Source organism: Priestia sp. D3YE.R1 (genome assembly GCF_049199565.1).
GTDB classification, from domain to species: Bacteria; Bacillota; Bacilli; order Bacillales; family Bacillaceae_H; genus Priestia; species Priestia aryabhattai.
Genome location: NZ_JBLTHW010000005.1, coordinates 167,197 through 190,026 on the forward strand (window position 1 = coordinate 167,197; position 22,830 = coordinate 190,026).

The 22,830-nt window shown below is 34.2% G+C and carries 22 protein-coding genes and 3 pseudogenes; 13 read left to right on the forward strand and 12 right to left on the reverse strand.

Annotated features, from left to right (window positions below; genetic code table 11):
• Positions 1 to 406 precede the first annotated feature (406 nt).
• From ACOZIR_RS24190 to ACOZIR_RS24205, 4 genes are all read left to right on the forward strand, one after another.
• Positions 407 to 1,588 carry a hypothetical protein gene (locus ACOZIR_RS24190; RefSeq protein ID WP_421535977.1) on the forward strand — a complete coding sequence of 394 codons (1,182 nt, stop codon included), beginning with the start codon at positions 407 to 409 and terminating at the stop codon, positions 1,586 to 1,588.
• A gap of 17 nt (positions 1,589 to 1,605) precedes the next feature.
• Entirely contained in the window at positions 1,606 to 1,980 is a 375-nt protein-coding gene (locus tag ACOZIR_RS24195; RefSeq protein WP_421535978.1) for a hypothetical protein, read from the forward strand.
• Between the two features lie 319 nt (positions 1,981 to 2,299).
• Positions 2,300 to 3,202 (forward strand): Rpn family recombination-promoting nuclease/putative transposase, encoded by a 903-nt coding sequence (locus tag ACOZIR_RS24200; protein WP_310878863.1) that lies wholly within the window; start codon positions 2,300 to 2,302, stop codon positions 3,200 to 3,202.
• Between the two features lie 485 nt (positions 3,203 to 3,687).
• Positions 3,688 to 4,332: a hypothetical protein gene (locus ACOZIR_RS24205; RefSeq protein WP_421535979.1), complete on the forward strand. Its 645-nt coding sequence runs from the start codon at positions 3,688 to 3,690 to the stop codon at positions 4,330 to 4,332.
• Between the two features lie 23 nt (positions 4,333 to 4,355).
• On the opposite strand, the gene ACOZIR_RS24210 is transcribed toward ACOZIR_RS24205, so the two are convergent.
• Together ACOZIR_RS24210 and ACOZIR_RS24215 are read right to left on the reverse strand one after the other, a co-directional pair.
• The gene (locus tag ACOZIR_RS24210; protein ID WP_421535980.1) at positions 4,356 to 4,640 is read right to left on the reverse strand and encodes an AbrB/MazE/SpoVT family DNA-binding domain-containing protein; all 285 of its coding nucleotides are present in this window, start codon (positions 4,638 to 4,640) and stop codon (positions 4,356 to 4,358) included.
• A 102-nt stretch (positions 4,641 to 4,742) separates the two neighbouring features.
• Positions 4,743 to 4,955: a hypothetical protein gene (locus ACOZIR_RS24215; protein WP_421535981.1), complete on the reverse strand. Its 213-nt coding sequence runs from the start codon at positions 4,953 to 4,955 to the stop codon at positions 4,743 to 4,745.
• Between the two features lie 721 nt (positions 4,956 to 5,676).
• Here ACOZIR_RS24215 and ACOZIR_RS24220 point away from each other — a divergent pair.
• From ACOZIR_RS24220 to ACOZIR_RS24240, 5 genes are all read left to right on the forward strand, one after another.
• Positions 5,677 to 5,952: a GlsB/YeaQ/YmgE family stress response membrane protein gene (locus ACOZIR_RS24220; protein WP_421535982.1), complete on the forward strand. Its 276-nt coding sequence runs from the start codon at positions 5,677 to 5,679 to the stop codon at positions 5,950 to 5,952.
• A gap of 31 nt (positions 5,953 to 5,983) precedes the next feature.
• On the forward strand, positions 5,984 to 6,109 hold the full coding sequence (locus ACOZIR_RS24225; protein WP_421535983.1) for a hypothetical protein: 126 nt from the start codon (positions 5,984 to 5,986) through the stop codon (positions 6,107 to 6,109).
• 374 nt (positions 6,110 to 6,483) lie between these two features.
• Positions 6,484 to 6,963, forward strand: coding sequence for a site-2 protease family protein (locus ACOZIR_RS24230; protein WP_421535984.1), 480 nt, complete (start codon positions 6,484 to 6,486; stop codon positions 6,961 to 6,963).
• Positions 6,964 to 7,659: 696 nt separating this feature from the next.
• Entirely contained in the window at positions 7,660 to 9,021 is a 1,362-nt protein-coding gene (gene glpT, locus ACOZIR_RS24235) for a glycerol-3-phosphate transporter (RefSeq protein WP_421535985.1), read from the forward strand.
• On the forward strand, positions 9,014 to 9,901 hold the full coding sequence (locus tag ACOZIR_RS24240; RefSeq protein ID WP_421535986.1) for a glycerophosphodiester phosphodiesterase: 888 nt from the start codon (positions 9,014 to 9,016) through the stop codon (positions 9,899 to 9,901). The genes glpT and ACOZIR_RS24240 overlap by 8 nt, the downstream gene beginning before the upstream one ends.
• Before the next feature lie 460 nt (positions 9,902 to 10,361).
• On the opposite strand, the gene ACOZIR_RS24245 is transcribed toward ACOZIR_RS24240, so the two are convergent.
• On the reverse strand, positions 10,362 to 10,562 hold the full coding sequence (locus ACOZIR_RS24245; RefSeq protein ID WP_421535987.1) for a hypothetical protein: 201 nt from the start codon (positions 10,560 to 10,562) through the stop codon (positions 10,362 to 10,364).
• Positions 10,563 to 10,890: 328 nt separating this feature from the next.
• On the opposite strand from ACOZIR_RS24245, the gene gntB reads away from it, so the two are divergent.
• On the forward strand, positions 10,891 to 11,877 hold the full coding sequence (gene gntB / locus ACOZIR_RS24250; RefSeq protein ID WP_421535988.1) for a guanitoxin biosynthesis L-arginine gamma (S) hydroxylase: 987 nt from the start codon (positions 10,891 to 10,893) through the stop codon (positions 11,875 to 11,877).
• 26 nt (positions 11,878 to 11,903) lie between these two features.
• On the forward strand, positions 11,904 to 12,779 hold the full coding sequence (locus ACOZIR_RS24255) for a DMT family transporter (RefSeq protein ID WP_176551751.1): 876 nt from the start codon (positions 11,904 to 11,906) through the stop codon (positions 12,777 to 12,779).
• 131 nt (positions 12,780 to 12,910) lie between these two features.
• Here ACOZIR_RS24255 and ACOZIR_RS24260 read toward each other — a convergent pair whose 3' ends face one another.
• The gene (locus ACOZIR_RS24260; RefSeq protein WP_421535989.1) at positions 12,911 to 13,243 is read right to left on the reverse strand and encodes a YolD-like family protein; all 333 of its coding nucleotides are present in this window, start codon (positions 13,241 to 13,243) and stop codon (positions 12,911 to 12,913) included.
• A gap of 13 nt (positions 13,244 to 13,256) precedes the next feature.
• A pseudogene (locus ACOZIR_RS24265) lies at positions 13,257 to 14,522 on the reverse strand (DNA polymerase thumb domain-containing protein).
• A gap of 488 nt (positions 14,523 to 15,010) precedes the next feature.
• On the opposite strand from ACOZIR_RS24265, the gene ACOZIR_RS24270 reads away from it, so the two are divergent.
• Positions 15,011 to 16,411: an alkaline phosphatase gene (locus tag ACOZIR_RS24270; protein WP_421535990.1), complete on the forward strand. Its 1,401-nt coding sequence runs from the start codon at positions 15,011 to 15,013 to the stop codon at positions 16,409 to 16,411.
• 91 nt (positions 16,412 to 16,502) lie between these two features.
• The gene (locus tag ACOZIR_RS24275) at positions 16,503 to 17,255 is read left to right on the forward strand and encodes a hypothetical protein (RefSeq protein WP_421535991.1); all 753 of its coding nucleotides are present in this window, start codon (positions 16,503 to 16,505) and stop codon (positions 17,253 to 17,255) included.
• A 496-nt stretch (positions 17,256 to 17,751) separates the two neighbouring features.
• Here ACOZIR_RS24275 and ACOZIR_RS24280 read toward each other — a convergent pair whose 3' ends face one another.
• From ACOZIR_RS24280 to ACOZIR_RS24310, 7 genes and pseudogenes are all read right to left on the reverse strand, one after another.
• Positions 17,752 to 18,105: a YrdB family protein gene (locus ACOZIR_RS24280; RefSeq protein ID WP_421535992.1), complete on the reverse strand. Its 354-nt coding sequence runs from the start codon at positions 18,103 to 18,105 to the stop codon at positions 17,752 to 17,754.
• A 6-nt stretch (positions 18,106 to 18,111) separates the two neighbouring features.
• Positions 18,112 to 18,705: a TetR/AcrR family transcriptional regulator gene (locus ACOZIR_RS24285; protein WP_310878880.1), complete on the reverse strand. Its 594-nt coding sequence runs from the start codon at positions 18,703 to 18,705 to the stop codon at positions 18,112 to 18,114.
• A gap of 25 nt (positions 18,706 to 18,730) precedes the next feature.
• Complete coding sequence (locus ACOZIR_RS24290) at positions 18,731 to 19,444, reverse strand: MBL fold metallo-hydrolase (protein WP_421535993.1); 714 nt, start codon at positions 19,442 to 19,444, stop codon at positions 18,731 to 18,733.
• Positions 19,445 to 19,764: 320 nt separating this feature from the next.
• Positions 19,765 to 20,199, reverse strand: a pseudogene (gene fabZ / locus ACOZIR_RS24295) (3-hydroxyacyl-ACP dehydratase FabZ).
• 13 nt (positions 20,200 to 20,212) lie between these two features.
• Positions 20,213 to 20,803 carry a lysophospholipid acyltransferase family protein gene (locus ACOZIR_RS24300; RefSeq protein WP_421535994.1) on the reverse strand — a complete coding sequence of 197 codons (591 nt, stop codon included), beginning with the start codon at positions 20,801 to 20,803 and terminating at the stop codon, positions 20,213 to 20,215.
• A 7-nt stretch (positions 20,804 to 20,810) separates the two neighbouring features.
• Entirely contained in the window at positions 20,811 to 21,800 is a 990-nt protein-coding gene (locus ACOZIR_RS24305) for a ketoacyl-ACP synthase III (RefSeq protein ID WP_421535995.1), read from the reverse strand.
• A gap of 212 nt (positions 21,801 to 22,012) precedes the next feature.
• A pseudogene (locus ACOZIR_RS24310) lies at positions 22,013 to 22,830 on the reverse strand (His/Gly/Thr/Pro-type tRNA ligase C-terminal domain-containing protein); the annotation flags it as partial.

Sequence of the window (22,830 nt, forward strand, 5' to 3'; positions counted from 1 at the left end):
ATTCCTAATTTCATAGTTAAGAAAAGTCCTCAATTCATGAGGGCTTTTTTTATAATTAACATAGAGATATTTAATTTTCAAATTAGAAATTAAATATTTACTCTTCCAGTAGAATGACAAAAAGGATAAATATGATGACTTGTTCGTCCTTTTCACATCGAGAAGAGTCTTATATTTCTTACACATTTCTTCTTATTATCATCTACTTGTGACCTTCATCTTCTCTAACCGGAACTTTCATAGTACTGTTTTTTTACTCCTTAATAAGTTCAACTAGATGAAAAATAATTGTTGATATATGTAAGTTTTTGAAGATAAATTAGTTGAACTAAAGGATTGAAATTTCGCCTTTCTTCTTGTATAATTAGTTCAACAGAAGTTCAACTTAAAAACGAGGTGTATAAACATGAAAATTTCACGTTTTAATAAAGACTGTGGAAACTCCGTTGATATGAATATCATTGATGGATACCTATTTGATTTCCCAACCAACGTTGTAGAACTACAAAAAGATGTTGCTGATTCCTTCTTTACAGATGCCGTGACAGCACCAGAAGAATTTAAGAAGCGTATCTTACTATCTACGAAAATCGGTGACGAAGAAAAAGAACGTTATTTCTTAGTCGGTGACATTGCAGCAAGCCAACAACTTGCAAACAATCACATCAATCGTTTACATAACAAAATTACAAGCCATATTCCTTATGTGACATTTTTAGCTGCCATTGCGTACTATCATGCATTGCATGCAAAAGATCAGAAAGATAACAACATTGAAATTGACTATTTCTCTACGATGTTACCAATCTGGTTACTGAAAAAAGAAAGTACGTTTGGCGAAGCGCAAAAAGCCATGGCTACTCGATTCCTAGGTGACCATACATTCCGTATTCATACTCCAGGGTTTGAAAAAGAATTAAAGGTAGCTGTGGACGAAAGTACTTGCCTGAAAGAAGGAGAAATCGCGCGCTTTGCGTTGAAGAAGGACCTAACACTTCAAGACCGTGAAGATGCCAATGAATATGTGGAATGTGAAACCGTGATGGTTGATATCGGTGGTGGCTCGATTGATGTCGTCATTTTACCGGAAGGATTAAAGGCTGCTAATAGCCGTGAATCATTCCAAAGTATCGAGGGTATTCCCTATTTAGCCCATATTGATAAGTTACGTAAAGAGAAGTTCCCAGAGCTGTTTACCGATTTACGTGCTTTTGACCAATTTATTTTAGATAACTATAGTAAACAAAAATTCGAGTTAAAAAATGAAAACACAGGCGCAGCCATTGATTTAACAGCTCAAATTACATCTTCTTTAAAAGAGTATGTGGAGATTTTACTAGCGAAGTTAAATGATGTGGCCCCACCACCGGCAAATAAAATCCGTAAATACGTATATAGTGGTGGTGTCGCTCCAACACTAGAAGTAGCGATTATGACAAGCATGAGTGAAAAGATTGGCGAAGAACGTACAGAGAAATATCATAAGGTACCAGAGGATAGCCGTCACTTAAACTTATTTGGCCTAGAAATCCGAAGCATCGGTTACCTTCAAAAGAAACAAGCTGAGAAGAAAGCCGTTAAATCCTAACAGCGTAGGTGATAACCATGTCAGAGCGTCAAAACGCCTTTACGATTAAGACCAACCGATTGAGTGATGAAGTCTATGACGTACTTGCAAAATATGCGAAGTCTCGAAAATTAGGGGACTATATTTCATCTTTAATTGTTCGGGACCTCCATCGTACATCTACCGACCAAGTAGATTCAGGTCACAGAACAGAAGAACTTCTTGAACATATCAATTCAGAACTGAAGGAATTAAAACAATTAGCTAAGGCTAATAGCTTTATAGTCAAGCAAGAGGAATTAAAAGACAAGCCTTCAGAAAGTCAAACCTTAAAAGAAGGTAAGATTGCAGATTTAGAGCAAGTATCTGGTTCTTTGGATGACGATGATTTGGAAGAGTATAGCGATTTTTAAAATAAAAAGCCACTAGGTATTCTAGTGGTTTTTTTACTTTACATAGTTTATTGATTTTTAATGTATTTACATATGTATAAAGAACCTGATCGGGCTAAAAGAATAATGGTAAAGAGGATTTTATTTATGAGCAATAGCAATCAGCACGAGTACTTTTATTTATTCTAAATCCCCTCCTTACTTCTTTGTCTGAAGAACATTAATAATTAGGTATGACAGATACTGTATTGGTACTAAATTTACTCCTAAAGTGTTAGATAGAAGGAATCGGTACAGTCATGGTATACTAATAACAAACATGGAAATGATGGAGGGTATTATGACAAAACGATTAGATTTGCGTGTCGACTTTGCATTTAAATCACTATTTGGCACACATGGAAATGAATCTATTTTAGCTGCTTTTTTGAACGCAGCACTCCGTTTTCCAGATGATAAAAAAATTCAGACGGTGCAGTTATTAGATCCGCATTTTAATAAAGAAAACCAAGAAGATAAACGCTCTATTTTAGATGTACACGCACAGCTAGAGGGTGGAAGCCGAGTTAATATTGAAATTCAGCTTAATAACAAGCATGACATGGAAAAACGAACACTCTATTACTGGTCTAAAATGTACAGTAGTCAAATGAAAGAAGGAATGGACTACGGAGAGCTTTGTAAAACGATTACCATTAACATTGTGAACTTCCGTTATTTATCTCATATTCATGATTATCATTCCACTTTTCAGTTATATGAGCGAGAGCAGAAATTACTCTTAACGGATATGCTGGAAATTCATTTTATGGAGCTACCTAAATTATTAATAAAATGGCGTAACAGAGAGGTAGATCCAAGGGAAGATCAACTTGTTCGATGGTTATTATTACTTGAAGCATCCGAAGATGAAGAAATCACTCAAGTATTGGAGGAGATTGCGATGCAAGAAGATCAAGTATTAAAGAAAGCAATGGACGAGTGGGAACGTGTTAGCCAAGATCCGGAAGTGCTACTAGCATATGAAGCACGAAGAAAAGCATTATTAGATGAAAAGTCAGCTTTAAAACGAGCTGAGAAACTTGGAGAAGAAAAAGGGAAACAAATAGGTGAAGAAATAGGCGAAAAGAAAGGAATCATAAAGGTGGCCTTAAGTATGATTCAAAAGGGTTTAGATACCCAAACAATCGCTGAATTTACAAACCTTACACCAGAAGAAATTGATAAATTACGTCACCAATAATCATAATTAAAAAAGGGACTGCCTAACAAATTAATTTGTTAGGCAGTCCCTTTTTTAACTCCCTCATTATCAGTACATCTAATTTGAAGTTTATTGTAATTGAGTTAGCTTATATTTATTTTATCTTTATTATACAGCGTACTAAATGTTATTACGTACTATACCAGGAAAATATAAGTCTTATATTTTTTATTAAATTAAAGACCTTTTCTTATATATCCCCTTTTAAGTTGCACTAGCATTTTTCTTTTTTTTCACAGTTAATCCGTACTTATTAGAGTTTTCTTTTATTTTTTTTGCAATTTCTTGTGCTTCTTCTTTCGTCATTTTCATACAAAAGACTCCTCTCATGTTCTAGTATTATAAGTTTTTTCCACTATCTTAAAAAAATATACATGCTCCTCCCTCCCCTGCCATATACATGTTTTAGGTATGTACAAAAAGTCATTGTCCTAGAGATAATTTTAGATTTTAGGAGTGATTATGTGAGAATAGAAGAGAAGAAAAGAAAAATTCGAAGTGATAAAAAACGAGATGTAAAACCATCTCTTCCAATCGATCTTAAAGAATGTGTTTATCGATTGTCTTACATTACAAATACACCTGTAAAAAATGTAGTTGAATCAATTTGTATATCAGGCCTTACTTCTTCAAAAGTAATGGATTACCTATCAAATTATTTTAGAAGAGGATTTAGCTTTGGCAGCACTGTGTATATGGGAGATATGTCCAAAGAGCCAATTAGACATCTATACAAGAATATTGAGAAAGAGCGTGTCTCTACGCGCTTAAAGGATGGACATGGAGAAACGTATGATATTCTGAAACGCTTAGCCTATGCTTTAGATTGCTCTCCAGCATTAGCAGCATCTTTCTTAATTGAAGCAAGCATCAGGAATTCTGATTTTGTTGATGAATACATGACTCGCCATTTAGAAGAAGAATTGGACCAGGGAAGAATAAAGGAATTAAAAGAGGTATTAAAATTCATCAATAAAAATAACCCTTATAAAGAAGAGTACAGTCTACACAATTTGATTTCTTATATTATGGATGAATTAAAAGTAGGAGCAACTAGCTTAGGGTCTTCTGTACAAAACTGGTTAGAAAGTATACAGCATAAAAAATAGTTCGACCTAAAAAACCTTTGAATTTACGATTCAAAGGTTTTTTGTTTATCTTTTATTTCGTTAAATAAAATTTTTGCGCCTGATGGACTTAGAACTAAGTTATTTGCATATCTACGGTTTTGAGGCGTTATCTCACCTGTAATCAGACATTCATTAAATTCTTTGTATTTTTTTATCTCTATATGATCATCTTCCAATAAAACCTCTACTTCATCTTCTTTACCTATATCCAGTAGCTTTCTTAGCTCAATAGGAATCACTATACGCCCCACTGCATCTATCTTTCTCAACGTACTTAGTCCCTTCATGCTGACTCTCCTTTTATATGTTCGTAAGTATAACTTTCATATTATACTATAAATGTATAAATTAACCTATAATAATCTTATAAAGCAGAGATCAAGACAAGTTTATAATTTCTTCTGAAATTGATCTTTTACATAAATACATGTGCGATCATGGTCACGGGAAAAGAAATGATCCTGTTTGGGATACACTTTTACTCCACAAGAGGGACAGGCAAAGAAACCTACATTAATACCTTGAGTCACTTCATGGGCATAAAATTCACCAGCCGTTTCGAACATTACCACATGGCTTGCTTTCTCAATCTTTGCTCTCATAAATTAATCTCCCACCTTATTTTGAGTTTATTACCATAATAAGGGTTTAAAGGGTGAATTGTAAAAGAAAATGTATAGATATATCTCTATATCTACAGAAAAAAGCAGCATTCTCATGCCATTTACGCATGAGAATGCTGCTTTTTCTCCATTTATTTCTTTTAATAGATATATCAAGCTGTTCTAATCAAAAAACTAAAAAAAATTCCTTCATTTTTTTGTTTTTTCATCTTTTATGTCTCAGTTATTTTGGCTCAACGCGTCCAATCGCCCCCTTCGCTTCTTTAGCTCAGCTCCCTCAAAAATTCCATCAAGGGCTTCACTACGCGTATACAGCTTGTATTAACGCGGTAACGTTACTGAACTAGCTACTGATTAGGTAACGGAGTTATGATTCTTTAGATACTATGTAGCTACTGCGGTAAGCTTGCCTGTCCACTCCAAAAATAAAAAAGAACCCCTACTGCAGTAGGGGATCAGTACGTGGTCGTGTAAAAGACACTCGGTTTTTATATGCTGGGGGTTGTCCTAATAGCTTATTCTTCTTATGAAATGGATGAGACATTTGATGTTGTCCAAGAGAACAAAAATAAAGGGCAAGCAAAACTCCATGATCTTATGACATAAAGAGAAAAAATTTATAGAAGAAAAAAATAAAAGGATTAATGAGTTTTAGCCGGGGGTAAAGTCAACTAACTATTTCAAAAGGAGAGAGAGATTTATGGAAATTCTATGGATGCTAATTGTAGGTGGAATTATTGGTTGGCTTGCCGGTTTAATTACAGGGCGTGACGTTCCTGGAGGCATTATTGGTAATATTATTGCTGGTTTTATTGGTTCTTGGTTAGGTGGTCTGATTCTGGGAAGTTGGGGACCAGTTATTGGTGGTTTTGCCATTATTCCAGCCATTATTGGATCAATCATTCTGGTGTTAATTGTAAGCTTTGTTCTAAGAAAGATGGGACAAAAAAACAATCATGGTCATCATGTAAAATAAAATGAAAAAAATTAAATTGGAGTGATTAAAAATGAGAGAAGAAAGTAAGCCTATGTTAGATGATTTTGTTGAAGATGATCAATTCGAATTAGAATCTTACCTTACTTATTTGTTCGATCATATTAATCATGATAGCGAAGTTCTGTCAGAAATTTAATGATAAACCAGATATTTCATTACAAAGAAAAAGATAAAAAAATAATAAATCAGAATATAACATAAACGGCCTTAGTAACTTTGGTTACGATACATAGGGTCGTTTATTGTTATGGAGAATGTTTAAAAATAAAATGAAGATTTTCTTCATAACAAAGCTCAAACATTATTGATCATTTTCACTATTGCTTTAATAAAAAATAATTGGTCCTATACATTGATTAAAATCCTTTCGAAGTGCCAAATGAAGGATTATACATACGATCAAAAAGGCACATTCTTTGTTGGGAAAATCTGTCCGCTGTTAATAAGAATTTATCTACCTTAATAAGCGAACTATTTAGTAAATCATTTCATAGTAAAGGGGATGGAAGTGTGTTTGGATTCAGTGATATGCCTAAGTTCTTGTTTTCTTTCTTACTTGTATTACCACTTGTATCTCTCGTTCACCAATTAGGACATTCTATCATGGCAATTTTTTTCGGAGGGAGAGTGGATTTTACCATTGGAAAAGGAAAAACCATTTTTAAATGGAGAAAAATTAAAATAAAATCAGTCTACTTTTTAGATTCTTTTTGTGTATATGAAAAACTAAAATACGATAACCGATTTACCCATGCTTGTGTCTATGCTGGAGGTGCCATTGCTAATTTAGCTTCTATTTTCCTTATAAATAGTTTAGTTATAGCTGACATCCTTCCAGCAAGTCTCTTTTCTTACCAGTTTGTCTATTTTTCTGTTTATTATATTGTCTTCTCGCTATTGCCTATTAAATATACGGAAACAAATTCAAGCGATGGACGTGCTATTTACGATGCATTGAGGTATGGAAAAATAACATGTAACCCTGATTAATAAGGCTGAAATAATGATGGAGATCGAAAAATCAACAAAGCTACATATTATTTCGTTTGCGCAATAAGTTAGACAGTAAAAATAAAACTACTTTAAATAATGTAGTTAATTCAGCAATTAGTATTGATTTTGATAATAATTGATAACAAAAAAATCTTCTACTCATGTTAGGTAGAAGGTCATTTGTGTGATTGAAATGTCATTGTATACCCTGGGGAAAGATAACATATTCATGCATTGCCAATAGGCCCATAATTTAAACAGATTACATAGGAAAACCCTCTATCCTATTCATGAGATGGATGGGAGATTGAAAGATATCTTAGGGCCTAAAGGAGAATATACTAAGAAACGTGGCAACATGAGAAATTATATGCTTCACACCTCAAAAGTGAGTAGGTACAAATATCCTTTTGTTATACAAAAAGAATAATAAAGACAATCATCTTTTGTAATATTTTACATTATTTTAATTAATAGTTAATATTTTTAGTTATTTACAACAAATAAATATTATGTTACCTTAATGTAAGCGTAACCAAATACCATAAAAGTTAATAGTTGGATGGAGATGCGGAGAACCCAAGAATACCCCTTTATTATTAAGGGTATTTTTGGGTTCTTTTATTTGCAAAGGAGGGATAGATGATTAAGTTAATTTGTGTTTTATAAGATAAAAGAATATGGGAGGGTTTTATGATTAATATTTTTAAACCAGCACCTCATACAGAGAGGTTAGAAAGTAAAAAAGTAGATGAAGTTTATAAACGACTGAGATTACAAGTATTCTTGGGCATTTTTATTGGTTACGCAGGCTACTATCTGCTCAGGAAAAACTTTGCTTTTGCAATTCCCTATCTTCAAGAAGAAGGGTTCTCTAAGACAGAATTGGGATTTGTTTTAGCAGCTGTCTCTATTGCCTATGGTTTTAGTAAATTTATTATGGGAATGATATCTGATCGTTGTAATCCAAGATATTTTCTTGCAACAGGCCTTATCTTATCTGCAATTGTAAATATTATTTTCGTATCTGTACCTTGGATTACATCAAGTGTGACGATTATGTTTATTTTTATGTTCATGAATGGTTGGTTTCAGGGAATGGGATGGCCCCCCTGTGGAAGAACCATGGCCCACTGGTTCTCGATTAGTGAAAGAGGAACAAAAATGTCTATATGGAATGTTGCACATAATGTAGGTGGAGGTATATTGGCACCACTTGTTACCTTAGGCATGATTATTTTTGTTACATGGAAGAGCGCCTTCTTTTTTCCAGCTATTATTGCACTTATAATTGCATTTTTGGTTCTTTTTCTCGTTCGGGATACCCCTCAATCTAATGGTCTCCCTCCAATAGAGGAATATAGAAATGATTATCCAGAGCATGGGTTTAAAGGTCAGGAAGAAGAATTAACTGTAAAAGAGATTTTATTTAAATATGTTTTAAACAATAAATTTCTTTGGTACATAGCAATTGCAAATGTATTTGTCTATTTCGTAAGATATGGGGTTGTTGACTGGGCACCAACATACCTAACGGAAGCAAAAGGTTTTTCTCCAGAGGATTCACGCTGGTCTTATTTTCTTTATGAATATGCAGGTATTCCAGGTACAATCTTGTGCGGATGGATTAGTGATAAATTCTTCAGAAGTCGAAGAGCACCTGCTGGGGTTCTATTCATGGCTGGTGTTTTAATTGCTGTTCTGGTTTATTGGTTAAATCCAGCCGGTCATCCACTAATTGACAATGTAGCATTAATCAGTATTGGTTTCTTGATCTACGGACCGGTTATGTTAATTGGTTTACAGGCAATTGACTTAGCACCTAAAAAGGCAGCTGGTACGGCGGCCGGTTTAACTGGATTTTTTGGTTATATTGGGGGATCAGCTTTTGCTAATGCGATTATGGGGCTTGTTGTAGATAAATTTGACTGGACAGGTGGTTTCATTATGCTAGTGCTTTCTTGTGTATTATCAATTGTCTTTCTTGCATTTACGTGGAATGCAGGAAAAAGTGTCGAGCACTTACAGACTAAGGGGGAGAATTACAATGTTTAGAAAAATATTCGTATCATTAAGCATACTATCTCTATGTTTCTTTTTAACTATTAGTACTGCGGCTTCTGCCTCATTTAAAGGAAACCTTTTATCTCCAAAGAAAATTATTACAGTAGCACATAGAGGGGCGTCAGGCTATGTTCCAGAACATACGATTCTATCTTATGAAACTGCTCAAAAAATGAAAGCTGATTATATCGAGTTGGATTTGCAAATGACTAGAGATGGACAATTAATTGTTATGCATGACGAAAAGCTTGACCGTACTACAAATGGAACAGGGTGGGTTAAAGATCATACCCTTTCTGAAATAAAAGCTTTAGATGCTGGATCATGGTTTAATGAAGCCTATCCAGACAAAGCAAGAGCTGAATATGTTGGCCTTCAAGTTCCTACGTTAGAAGAAGTATTAAATCATTTTGGGAAACATGCAAACTATTATATTGAGACAAAGGCTCCTGATATCTATCCAGGCATGGAGGAAAAATTAATCGCTTCTCTAAAGAAGCATGGTTTAGTTGGTGTACGTACTAAACCAGGACAGGTTATTATTCAGTCCTTCAGTAAAGAAAGTCTTCTAAAGGTTCATAAAATAGATCCAGATATACCGACAGTACAACTGATGGAAGCAGAGAAAGTAAATTCACTTAAACACTCTGACCTAAAGGAAATTGCATCATATGCTGTAGGAATAGGCCCTGATTACGAAAGTCTAAATGCTAATAAAATTCAAGAGTTTCGCAGATTTGGTTTCCTAATTCACCCGTATACTGTTAATACAGAGGCTGATATGCGTAAGCTATTGGAATGGGGAGTAACTGGAGTATTTACAAATTACACCGATCTCTTTAACCAAGTTAAAAAAAATTATAAACACTAATTGATTACCATATAGTCCATTATAAGAAGCCAAATCCTTTATACACAAGGGGTTTGGCTTCTTTATTTATTGAAAACAATATATGTATGAAGTAGTTACCCCTTAAATACTTCTTTTCAATTTGAAAAATTTAGCATAGTCATACACTTTATCAAAATCGATTTATAGCTTTTTTATCTCTTCCAGCTTGATCACTCTTTTCTATTTGGCTTTTATTAGACTACCACAATTAGGTCTATATAAAAGGTATATGTTAAAATTACTCTGGTTTTTCCACTAGTTGCATCTGAAAAATTTGCGTTTCTTGAATACCTGCTCCTTGGAGTTCCTCTTAAAATGATTCTCCTTCTTTTAGTTTAAGGATTTTCTTTGAACCGTCACGTAACGTGTAGACTCTAAGATTGTACATAAATGTACCTCCACCCAAATAAATGATTCCCGCACACGATTTCTTTAGGAATTAAGCCAAGCGAACATCAATTGGCTCGCTTAATCTCATTTTATTCTTCAACTCAAATACGTCATCAATGAAAATGAATAAATTTCCAAGAGAATCAACAAACTGAATAAATCCTGTCTCTGTTATGCATTGGTCTTTCTTATAATAGGTAAGGTACACTTGTTTATTTGTATGTAAGGCTTCAATCAAGGTGAAATTCATCTGTTCCATTTGCTCTTCTATTGAAGTAGTTGCTTAATTATAAATTTCTGTAATTCTATATACTCCTTAGCTTTTCAACTTATTCAAAGTTCTCTATAAGTATAAATAAACAACTTCCTAACCTATTTATTGGCTATTTACGGTTATAGATAATCAAGAAAAGAATTATAACAAAAAACATTTGCTGCAGGATTAATAATCTGTTTAATTCTTATCTCGTTATCATTAATGAATAAATAACCATAAAGAGGAATTTTTATTATAGACAAAAATGTAAAAATTATATAATATTAGTAAATGTGTTAAAAATTATCAAGGAGGTTTTAAATTGGCTAGTTACGAATACTACAATTTCTCTAAGGAAGTAAGAGAAGAATTAAGGCCATTGTATAAGTCAAATAACTATAGAGGAATAATCGGTATTTTGTATGATTACCTTATCATTAGTGCATCTATATTATTAGGTCAGTACAATATATGGCTTTATTTAATTTCTATACTTATAATTGGGTCGAGACAAAGGGCTTTAGCAACCATACTTCATGATGCATCTCACCTATGTTTGGCCAAAAATCGAAAGCTAAATTACATATTAGGAACATACTTTTCAGGTTATCTTATTGGACAAGAATTTAATATATATAAGGATTCTCATGTTAAGGGGCACCATACTCATTTAGGAGACCCCGACAAAGACCCTGATTACCAGTATCATATAGAAGCAGGCTTATATAAGTTAAAAAACAGCAATCATTTTCTTATTAAATACGTGTTAAGGCCTCTTTTTCTATTAAATATTTTAAGCTACGCTTACTATGTTTTTAAATATAGAATGCTACAGCTTAAACAATATCCTAAACAATTTACTGCTATGATTGTAATGTGGGTTTTAATCGTTGGTGTACTTGCATACTTCGATTCTCTAAAATATCTTCTTCTATATTGGATTATTCCATACTTCACTTCTTTTATGGTGATTGGATGGTTTATAGAGATGGCAGAGCATTATCCATTAGTATTAAATAATAAAAAAAGTATTAAGATGACCCGTAATAGATATAGCCATTGGATTGAAGCATTCTTTTTGAGTATACATGCAGAGAATTACCATTTAACTCATCATCTTCAAGCTAGTATACCTTATTGGAATATCTCTAAAGCACACACTATTATGATGAAAGATAATACGTATAGAGACCTGAATGAAAAAATGGGAGGAGTTTTTATATCTTCTAACTCTAATTCACCTTTAATTTTTGATTTAATAAAAAATAATAAATTACCTATTATAAAAAGATCGAGGAAAAGCGCATGAAAAATACATACACTCTAGGAGTCATTTTGGCTTTAGGAGCAGCTATTCTAAATGGTACTGTAGGAATATTGAGTAAGGGCTTATTTTCAAGTAGTTTAACACCAGCAGCTGTCTCGTTTTATAAGTGTTTTATTGCTTTTGTTACCCTTTCTATATTTGCTATTTTAAACACTAATTTCAGAAAAAATATTATTATATTGACGAAAAACGTTAAGGCTATTGCTCTTTGTGCTTTCTTAGGAATATTCGTTTTATACTTTTTCGAAACAACTGCTTATAAATATGCTGTTGTACCTTTTGTTGTATTCATTTTACTAGGTTCCTCTGTTCTAACAACTTTTGTATTTAGTTCGTTATTGCTAAAGGAAAAAAAGAATAAATTAAAATATGTAGGACTAACCTTATTGATAATCGGTTTAATAATAATGGCTCTTGCACAAGGTGCTACTGGAGGGCTTTCAACGGGAGCAATACTTGCTGGAATTGCAGGTATTGGTTATGGCTTATTTTTAGTATTAACCAAAAAATTCTCTTTAGAGGGCGGTTTATCATTAATTTGGTACTTCATGTTATTTGGAATCATTTACTTGTTCATTCCCTTCTACCGAGAAGGTATCGTAATACCGGAATTAAATTCAATGCCATCTTTAATAGCCTTAGCAATCTTTCCTACTATAGGAGGCTTTTATTGTACGACGAGAGCTCTTAATTATTTAGAGGCCAATAAAGTTCAATTTTTAGAGTTAAGTGAACCAATATTCGCTACTGTATTCGCCTTTATTGTCCTTAAGGAAACTGTCCAAGGAATAGAATGGTTAGGTGCCTTTTTCATTTTAATTGCGATTTATATATCGGAGTATTCACCCAAACCTAAAGAGAATTTTGGGCATCTAAACAAATAGATATACTATTAAAAGGAACCCTAATTCCCTTTTATCCTCTTAGGTGCTGTTTTAGAAAGGCTACTCAAATGAGTAGCCTTTCTTTGTCTTGTTTGGACAAAAATCAATCGTACTCCCTTGATGTTTCCAGGTTAGACAAATTGTACATCAATGAGCTCGCTTAATCTCATTTTATTCTTTAACTCAAATACGTTATCAATGAAAATGAATAAATTTCCAAGAGAATCAACAAACTCAATGAATCCTGTCTCTGTAATGCATTGGCCTCTCTTATAATAGGTAAGGTATACTTGTTTATTTGTATGTAAGGCTTCAATTAAGATGAAATTAATCTGTTCCATTTGCTCTTCTGTTAAGACAGGTTGAGCTACTTCTGCTTGCTTATTTATCATTTCCTTTAACCCTATGTATTGCTCTGGCATAGTGGCGAATGGACGCCATTTTTTCATTCCTCTAGGTTCCATCTCTTTTTCCTCCTTAGGCTTTATGGCCACCCATAAGGCCATTTCGATAACGAGCTGTTGAATGAGGAAGGTGACTAGACGCACGTAATACACTATTCTTGCCATAATGCAGCCGAATGTCATCAATCGTTTTCGCAAGAGCATAGGCTCTTTCACGCTGATTGATATCCTCAAATAAGCTCATTTGCTCTTCTTCTTGAATGTTGGTGTTTGATAATGAAATACCAATAGAGCGAATAGGCATTCTACTATCAAAGGTATGTAAAATCGTTAAACAATATGGAAAGATGTCTTGGCTTAAGTTCGAAGCTCTCCCCATTTTCTTTTGTCTGGAGAAGCCGCCATCTGTTTGTTTGCTGTAACCAATGGATAAATGAACGGTTTGAGCCACTACTTGATGCATACGTAAGCGAAAACATACGTTATCCAATAGCTCTAACAGCAATAATTCCACTTCTTTTCGGTTTGTATAATTGTGAAAGAGAATCTGACTCTTTCCGAAGGACCTAGAGCTAGGAATGTACACATCAGAAATGCGACTGTCATCAATGCCATTCGCATGTTGGTGCAACTCTTCACCCAGGATACCAAATTCTTTTTGTAACATCTCTTTAGAAGAAAGAGCAAGTTCTTTTATGGTATAGATGCCTAAACGGTTTAAGCGTCTTTTTGTAGCTGATGAGATCCCTCAGAAATCCTTCATTGGATGAATCGACCATAACTTAAAGGGAATATCCTCATATCTCCAATACGCAACCCCTGTTGGACTGTGCTTCGCTTCATGATCTAAGCTAACTTTAGCCAGTAAGAGATTAGGACCGATTCCTGCGGTAGCTGTCAGCCGTGTTTTGCGATAAATCTCGTTGATGATTTTATGGGCTAATTCTTCTGGTGTTCGAGCAAATAAATGCAAAGAAGCCGTCGCATCAATAAACAACTCATCAATGCCATACGCATGGAAACCTTCAGGAGCAACATACTGTAACACCAAACTTGAAATATAGTTCGAAGCCTTAATATATCTCTCCATAGATGGATTCACCACATGGATACCTTTCCTTTTAGGAATGTCGAAAAGACGACTTCCTGTTTTGATCCCTTCTTTCTTCAATAAAGGTGTGGCAGCCAGCACAACCGATCCTGACCTTTTGATATCTCCTACCACCGCAAGCCTTGTTTTCAATGGATCTAACCCTCGTATGACTGAGGAAACTGAGGCAAAAAACGATTTCATGTCAATACAAATAATGATTCTGTTTGGTAGCTGACCATCATCCATTAAAAGAACTCCTTAAATTAAAGAACATTTGTTCTGTATATTATATACGAACAAATGTTCTTTAATCAATAAAAACTCTAAAGTTTTCCCGATTATTGCTATTGCTTATAATTCATATTGACTCAAGAACGATACCTAAGTTATAGGTTTTCGTAAACTTCTTCTAGATTTCAAAATTTTATCTTTTAAAGTTTAATTTTCTACTTTCAATATAGAAGATTAATAGATTAGAAATTACAAAAATTACGTAACTATAAAGTTCATAATCGTAATAATTGGTTTCTAAAACAAAGCCATTTAATAATATTTATAACAACTGAACATAAAAAATAAACCTTATTTGTTAATATAGAGGTGTTTTTTCATTTGTAAAGGGCATTATTCTTGTTTTTAACACTTGATTTACAATTTATTAAAAACCTATTAATAAACCATCTCTATAATTTTATTTGGGCCATAAAACACGATAATAATTGGAGGTAACAACGTTGTTTAAAAAGAAGTTAAAGAAAAAGTTATTACCGGTAGCTGTTCTTTCAACAGTTGCTTTTAGCAGTTTACTCGTTGGTTTCTCACCTGTAAGTGCAGAGGAATCTATTAAGAAAAAAGGAACTAATACTAGAAAAATTAAAAACGTCATTGTTTTAATCGGTGATGGCATGGGAGTTTCTTATACTTCTGCCCACCGTTATCTCAAAGACGACCCATCAACAAAAGTTGTTGAACCAACAACTTTTGATCAGTACCTTGTGGGTCAACAAACAACTTATCCGGAAGACCCTGAACAAAATGTAACGGACTCTGCTTCTGCAGCAACTGCTATGTCTGCAGGTATTAAAACATATAACAGTGCGATTGCTGTTGACAATGACGGATCAGAAGCAAAAACGGTTCTTGAAGCTGCTAGAGAAGAAGGAAAAGCAACAGGTCTTGTTGCGACTTCGGAAATTACACACGCAACACCTGCTTCTTTCGGATCACATGATCACAGCCGTAAAAACATGAACTCAATTGCTGATGACTATTTTGACGAAATGGTAAATGGTCAACATAAAATCGATGTTCTTCTTGGTGGAGGTAAAAGCAACTTTGATCGTAAAGATCGCAATTTAACAGAAGAATTTAAAAAAACTGGTTATAGCTACGTGGAAAACCGTGAAGATATGTTAAAAGATAAGAACAGTAAAGTGCTTGGTTTATTTGCTGATGGTGGACTTCCAAAGAAAATTGACCGCACAGAAGAAGTTCCTTCATTAAAAGACATGACAAACACTGCTCTTTCAAAATTAAACAAAGATAAAGACGGGTTCTTCCTAATGGTAGAAGGAAGCCAGATTGACTGGGCAGGGCATGACAACGATATCGTTGGAGCTATGAGTGAAATGGATGACTTTGAACAAGCATATAAAGCAGCAATTGAGTTTGCAAAAAAAGACAAACATACCTTAGTAGTAGCAACAGCTGACCACTCAACTGGTGGATACTCAATTGGTTCAGACGGTATTTATAACTGGTTCAGTGAACCAATCAAAGCTGCAAAGCGCACGCCTGATTTCATGGCTGAAGAGATTGCTAAAGGAGCAGGCGTTGAAGAAACATTAAAGAAATATATTGATCAAAATACCCTAGCCTTAACAGAACAAGAAATTCAATCTGTTGAAGAAGCAGCTAAAACAAAGAAAGTGCTTGATATCGATAATGCCATTGAGAATATTTTTAACAAACGTTCTCACACAGGTTGGACAACAGGTGGACATACAGGTGAAGATGTTCCTGTCTATGCATTCGGCCCATCAAGTGAAAAATTTGCTGGATCAAATGATAACACTGATATTGCAAAAAATATTTTTGATGTCTTAGATTATAATATTAAAATTCAAGATAAGTAAGAAATAATTGGATAAGATAAAGTGCATCCCGTTGCTTAAGTACAAGCAACGGGAACTTTTTTAGAATATAGAATCATACGGGGGAATCATCATGAAACACACTCTTTTTATATTATTTTTAATCATGCTGCTTGTTGGTTGTTCATCCAATGCCAGTCCTGAAAACAATGAAAAAAATGTAGCGAACGAAAACCAAACAGAAAATAATACAGACGAAAGAAATGATGAAACGAAACAGGAAAAGGATCAGGAACAAACTGAAAGCAAAAGTGCCGAGTATCAGCCTAATTCTCAAGTAACAGATGACCATTCATTGCAAAAAGTCGGTCAGACATATGCAGATGAAAAAGGTGAGGCTACATTAAAAGCAATTAAACCTTTAAATAAAACTTATAAACTTGGTGAAATTGAATTAACAGTAAAAGAGATGAAACTGATTCACTTACGCCCTGATTATAGTATGATTGATTATTTTCACGTCTTAACACATGATGAAGAGTTTGATTTTGTTAAAGTTTTCGTTGAGATTAAAAACAAATCTTCAGAGAAAGTGAATTTTGCACCAATTGCCTTACTGAAAACGAATACTGGTGAAACATTTGATTGGCAAAAAGATATTTACCTTGAAGAGTTAAATGGTGAAATTGAAGGGAATGGCACTAAATTTGGAAATATTGGTTTTATTGTGAATGCAACAGGCGGTCATGCGCACAAAGAGGGGCACAATGAGTCGGACCACAAGGAAGCAAAGGATATTAAATGGGTTGAAATAACCACAAGTGATGTATTTGATAAAAATGAGAAAAAAATTAGCGAAGCACAAAAAATTAAAATTGAGTTTTAATAAAAGCTACCAATTAATATACCCATCTTTAAAGATGGGTCTTTTTGTTTATAAAGTTGTACTTATATAGCTTATAAATATAATAATGACATGAAAACATCCCTCCTAAAAGTTCTGTTTAGAAGAGGCAGGGACAAAAAAATATCTCAAAATTAAAAGCAGTTCCTCACGCTGTATCGGAATTGATTTTTTATGCCCAATTTAGTCTAACGTTGTAAATCCGCATCTTCCTGACTGACGCTACCCCACCTACATAATAAAGAAAAGTGTTCGTAAAGGTATGTATAAATAACAGAACGTCTGAAAAGTGTTTTTGAACTTTTGCGGATATATATATAAGTTGGAATTAGTAGTTTCTTACATGTCCGTAAAAGTATACCTTTACGAACTAATTAAAAACTATTTTATGTAACACATAGGGTGTAAAAGAAATTTACCAAAAAACGATTACTCTAATCTGAGTAATCGTTTTTTGGGGTTTAACCATCTATCCATTTTAATGTCGTTGTTGCTGCCAGATATACATTAAAATGCGATTTATTATAGCAGTTGTAATATAAGTAAGTGCCAGAGAATGCTTACCACTAGTGTATAGAGCAACAAAAGGAAGCCCAAATATAAGGAGTTCCAGCAAAATATGAATAGGATTAGATAGTTGAACGTAAGAACGAGGAGAACCAAAAATTCCCCAAACTACTGCAATTATTAACGGAGCACCTATTGCTAAAAGTGCTCTCATTGACCCTTTTCCAGTTTGGAATCCCCAGTAAGCCAGCGAGCCAAGTGCGAATAATTCCAAAGAAAATCGCAACATCAAATTTAAAGTTTTGATGAAAGAAAGAAGATTCATATTAAATTAATCGTATTCATTGTTTTTACTCTCTTGTTTCATCGCATTTATTCCTCTTAAAAAAATATCTACTAACATGAGAAGACTTACATCAAGATCATGGGGGAGACCAAATCCTTTTTTCTGCTCAAGTGAAGCAAATCCATGTAAAATACTTCGTAGCCCTCGTGTGGCGTGTAAAGTTTGCTCTTCCCCTAAGCCGTATTCATTAAGTACTCGAATAACAATATTAATGGTTTCGTTTTGTATGTGCTTAAGTTCCAGGTCATCAGAATTAGGAGAACGAAGCATTGCTTCATACAACCCTGGATGATTACGAACAAAAACTATGTAAGCTTCACCTAGTGCACGAACTGCATTATCTTGTGAGCGTCCTACAGTTGCATGTATTAATGCTTTATAAAGTTGTTCGTAACCATAAACAGCAAGCTTTTTCCTTAATGCTGGTAATCCATTTACGTGGTTATATAGAGAAGGTGGACGGATATTTAGTTTTTTAGCAAGTGAAGCTAATGTTACTTCGTCTAACCCTTGTGTGTTTGCTAGTTCTGTGGAGGCTTTTAAAATAGTGTTTAAATCAAGTCCCGGTCTTGTAGCCATAGTTAAACTCCTTTCTTACTATAGGTTAAATGTGTTTCAAATTTAACCTAGCTTTTGTAATAGCTTTGTTTATAGCTTTTTCTGGTTGTTTTATCATTTCCCCATGCCCTACAGCAAGCAATGATGGCTTGTAATCCAATAATTTTTGAGCACTGTGAAGTGCAACTTCCTTATTCCATGTAGCCATTGCTGGAAAGGGAAATAAAGGCTGAAGCCGACCAGTTACTGCCATACCACCCCTTGTTTGAAATGCATCACCAGCAATTAAGGTATTATTGCGGGTATCAAAAAATGCCATTGAACCTGGCGTATGACCAGGAGCAGCTATCGCAATTAGTGAACCAATTTGGTCACCATCTTGTAATAAAACGTCTGCTCGGGTTTCTAAGTTTTTAGGTACTCCACCACGGATAGGAGTATTCGGTTCATTAGGATCTAATGTAGTATCTCCACCCATTAAACGGGCGTCTCTACCTGAAATATGTACAGGAACATTAGGAAGTAATAGCTTTAACTTATCAAGTGCTCCTACATGATCGTCGTGTGCATGAGTTAGAAGAATGCGTGTTATGGGTTTGTTAATCTTTTTAGCAGCTTGTAGTATTTTCTTGGCACTGTAAGGAAGCGCTGCATCTACCAAAGTTAAACTATCGTCCTCTTCAACTAGGTAACAATTAACTGGGAAAAACCCTGGTAAAAAAATTAATTGATATAAATTCCCTTCACGAATAACCCTCATAAGAATATCACCTTCTTATATTAGTTTAAAAACTATTTATGTTTATATTTTAACTAATAACGTTAGTTAAAACAAGGTAATATATAAATATTAGCTTTAATTAGCATAAATAACTAATATATTAGAAATGAATTTTAAATGCTAAAACGAAAGAAAAATGCACACACGTATACTTTTACGGATATGCTCCATTCATAGAAGTAAATGAAAAGATCCTACATCATTTTGATGAAGGATCTGCTTTTAGTGTCACGTTGGTCTCTTTGTCTAGATTATTTGAGGAACCTATATGTTAACTACCTGTGTATATGGAGATTTACTTACTTCCCATTATTCCAAAGAAAGAATGTTAAATCTGCTTCACACACAATATTATTATCTACTTTAGCAATGCCATGAGCTTTTGCAACAGCTCCTCGGACGCGTGTCTTTTCTACTTCTAAGTATAATTGATCCCCTGGACGAACTTGTTACTTAAAACGACAATTTTCAATACCAGTTAAAAGGCCTATCTTTTCATGATTTTCTTCTTTTTGTAACATTATAATTCCACTTACTTGAGCCAAAGCTTCAACAATTAATACACCTGGCATAACCGAATAGTCAGGAAAATGCCCATTGAAGAACTCCTCATTAGCTGTAACATTCTTAACCCCAATTGCATTTTCTCCTTCTTTTAATTCAATAATTGTATCTATCAGTAAAAAAGGATAACGATGGGGTATAATTCTTTGAATTTCTTGGATATCCAGCACAACTTTTCTCCTTCTAAATATTACTTTTTAATTCTTCAAATACTTTTGAGATCACTTCGTTTGTTGTTTCCGTAGCAGCTTCTTTATCTTTATTCATTTTAGGCACATGAATAGCATCTCCTAAAATGATAAACCTTTTTTTTCTTCCTAATAAGGCTTTTATGGTATGAGGTCCTACATATACTGCTGGTATAATAGGAACACTTCCCCTTAAAGCAATATGAATAGCTCCGTTTTTTAACGCTTTCTCTTCTGAGTTTCTCGTTCCACTTGGAAAAATCCCAACTACTTGTTTCTTTTTTAGTAACTGCAACGGTGTTTTTAAAACACTAGGTCCAGGATTACTTCGATCTACGGGAAACGCATTTAATTTGGTCAGAAGATTCTTGACTAAAGGCTTGCTAAATAACTCTTTTTTCGCCATGAAGTGAATAGGAATGGGATATAACGCTATGCCTAAACACACTACATCTATCCAACTTTTATGCGTACAAACAACAATAAACGGATCATTTTGAGGAAGTTTTTCTTTGTTTACTGTTTTCATTCTTCCGTTCATCAAAAATAGTATAAGCTGTAGAAATCTTGTTGCAAAGGTATACATTGATTATTTACTCCTTACCTAAATCCCATTTAATAATATGACCTGCGTGGGTAAGTCCTCCTCCAAATCCGTAGAGTAAGAGAATATCCCCATCTTTTAATTTCCCTTCGTTTATCCCTATTTGTAGGGCTAGAGGAATGGAAACGGAAGAAGTGTTTCCCATGTACTCGACACTAGTTAATGTCTTCTCAACTGGAAACTCCGATCTTTCACATATAGACTCAACCATTCGTAAATTGGCACTGTGTGGAACGAACCAATTTACTTCACTCCTTTGTAGATTTGCTTGTTCGAGCAATTCAGCCATACCTAAAGGAATTGTTCGAGATGCCCACTTATATACTTCCCTTCCGTTTTGCACCATCTTTCCACTTGAACTTAAAGGTTGTCCATGCATGGTAGTAGATAAATTGGTACGGTATACATGTTTACCTCCCTTTCCATTTGTACCAATATGCGTAGCAATAAAACTTGGGCGCTCTGCATCACTTTCCACCAAAACAGCTGCAGCTCCATCACCAAATAGAACACAGGTAGTGCGATCTGTATAATCTGTAACCTTTGATAACGTTTCTGCAGTTACGACTAAGACTTTATCGTGAAGTCCAGATGTAATAAAGGCGTTTGCCATATGCAATCCGTATGTAAAGCCAGCGCAGGTAGCGTTAAAGTCTAGGGACCCTGTTGCAGGAATATCAAAGTAATCTTGTATTTGGGCTGCTACGCTTGGAAATGCATAGTCGGGTGTTGTAGTTGAGACTACGATACATCCTACATCCTTTAACTCTTTCTGATACTGCTCCACTAAGTTTTCAATTGCTTTAATAGCTAGGTTAGAAGAATATTCATTTTTATCGGCAATTCTTCTTTCCCTCATGCCAGTTCGTTTCACAATCCATTCGTCGTTCGTATCTACAATTCGTTCTAAATCGTCATTCGTAAGTCTTTTTTCTGGTACGTATGTACCTATTGCTGTAATACGTGCAGTTGATTTCATTGTATTCACCCTTCTTTATTACCAAAATATATAAATTGATATTAGTACTAGGTACTAATAAAGTCAATGATTTTATATGAAAAAATTGTAAAATGAGTATATACAAGCCTAATAATAAAACATAAAAACCTGTGCTGATTCATTATAGGAAAGAGTAAACTAGAAATACAAAAAGGTCCCTTATTAAATATTAAGGAACCTTTTTTGTTTAATTATCTAAGTTTCTTTTCAACAATTTCATCCTGAAGTTTTTCAATAAAACTATCTAAATTGAAAGTTTCAGACTTTTCTTCACCGTGTTTTCGTACGTTTACGGAGTTGCTTTCCATTTCCTTATCTCCTAATACCAAAATATAAGGAACCTTCGCCACTTGAGCTTCTCGAATCTTATATCCGAGCTTTTGTTCTCGATTATCTAATTCTACTCGAATCCCTTTCTTTCCTAGAGCTTCTTTAATCTCTTGTGCATACTCCTGATGAACCTTTAGAGAAACTGGAATAACCTTTACCTGTACAGGTGCCAACCATGTTGGGAAGACGCCTCCAAAGTGCTCAATTAAAATGCCAAAGAAACGGTCAAGAGATCCAAAAATAGCACGGTGAATGANACAGGTGCCAACCATGTTGGGAAGACGCCTCCAAAGTGCTCAATTAAAATGCCAAAGAAACGGTCAAGAGATCCAAAAATAGCACGGTGAATGACAACTGGACGCTGTTTTTCGTTCTTTTCGTTAATATAATTTAAATCAAATTTTTCTGGAAGCTGGAAGTCTAATTGAATTGTTGCACATTGATGACTTCTTTTTAAGGCATCTTTAATATGAAAATCGATTTTAGGACCATAAAATGCTCCGTCGCCTTCATTCAATTTATAATCAAAGTTCAACTTTTTTAATACGTTTTCTAAGGAGTTTTCAGCAAGTTCCCATAAGCTATCTTCTCCCATTGAGTCTTCTGGTCGAGTTGAAAGTTCAATATCATATTCAAAACCAAATGTTTTGTAGATATAATCGACTAATTCAATGACCGA

Excerpts from the sequence above, each read along its gene's own strand:
- ACOZIR_RS24190 (WP_421535977.1), top strand. The coding sequence starts at position 407 with ATGAAAATTTCACGTTTTAATAAAGACTGTGGAAACTCCGTTGATATG.
- ACOZIR_RS24195 (WP_421535978.1), top strand. The coding sequence starts at position 1,606 with ATGTCAGAGCGTCAAAACGCCTTTACGATTAAGACCAACCGATTGAGT.
- ACOZIR_RS24200 (WP_310878863.1), top strand. The coding sequence starts at position 2,300 with ATGACAAAACGATTAGATTTGCGTGTCGACTTTGCATTTAAATCACTA.
- ACOZIR_RS24210 (WP_421535980.1), bottom strand. The coding sequence starts at position 4,640 with ATGAAGGGACTAAGTACGTTGAGAAAGATAGATGCAGTGGGGCGTATA.
- ACOZIR_RS24215 (WP_421535981.1), bottom strand. The coding sequence starts at position 4,955 with ATGAGAGCAAAGATTGAGAAAGCAAGCCATGTGGTAATGTTCGAAACG.
- ACOZIR_RS24220 (WP_421535982.1), top strand. The coding sequence starts at position 5,677 with ATGGAAATTCTATGGATGCTAATTGTAGGTGGAATTATTGGTTGGCTT.
- ACOZIR_RS24225 (WP_421535983.1), top strand. The coding sequence starts at position 5,984 with ATGAGAGAAGAAAGTAAGCCTATGTTAGATGATTTTGTTGAAGATGAT.
- glpT (WP_421535985.1), top strand. The coding sequence starts at position 7,660 with ATGATTAATATTTTTAAACCAGCACCTCATACAGAGAGGTTAGAAAGT.
- ACOZIR_RS24240 (WP_421535986.1), top strand. The coding sequence starts at position 9,014 with ATGTTTAGAAAAATATTCGTATCATTAAGCATACTATCTCTATGTTTC.
- ACOZIR_RS24245 (WP_421535987.1), bottom strand. The coding sequence starts at position 10,562 with ATGAATTTCACCTTGATTGAAGCCTTACATACAAATAAACAAGTGTAC.
- ACOZIR_RS24260 (WP_421535989.1), bottom strand. The coding sequence starts at position 13,243 with ATGGAACCTAGAGGAATGAAAAAATGGCGTCCATTCGCCACTATGCCA.
- ACOZIR_RS24275 (WP_421535991.1), top strand. The coding sequence starts at position 16,503 with ATGAAACACACTCTTTTTATATTATTTTTAATCATGCTGCTTGTTGGT.
- ACOZIR_RS24280 (WP_421535992.1), bottom strand. The coding sequence starts at position 18,105 with ATGAATCTTCTTTCTTTCATCAAAACTTTAAATTTGATGTTGCGATTT.
- ACOZIR_RS24285 (WP_310878880.1), bottom strand. The coding sequence starts at position 18,705 with ATGGCTACAAGACCGGGACTTGATTTAAACACTATTTTAAAAGCCTCC.
- ACOZIR_RS24290 (WP_421535993.1), bottom strand. The coding sequence starts at position 19,444 with ATGAGGGTTATTCGTGAAGGGAATTTATATCAATTAATTTTTTTACCA.
- ACOZIR_RS24300 (WP_421535994.1), bottom strand. The coding sequence starts at position 20,803 with ATGTATACCTTTGCAACAAGATTTCTACAGCTTATACTATTTTTGATG.
- ACOZIR_RS24305 (WP_421535995.1), bottom strand. The coding sequence starts at position 21,800 with ATGAAATCAACTGCACGTATTACAGCAATAGGTACATACGTACCAGAA.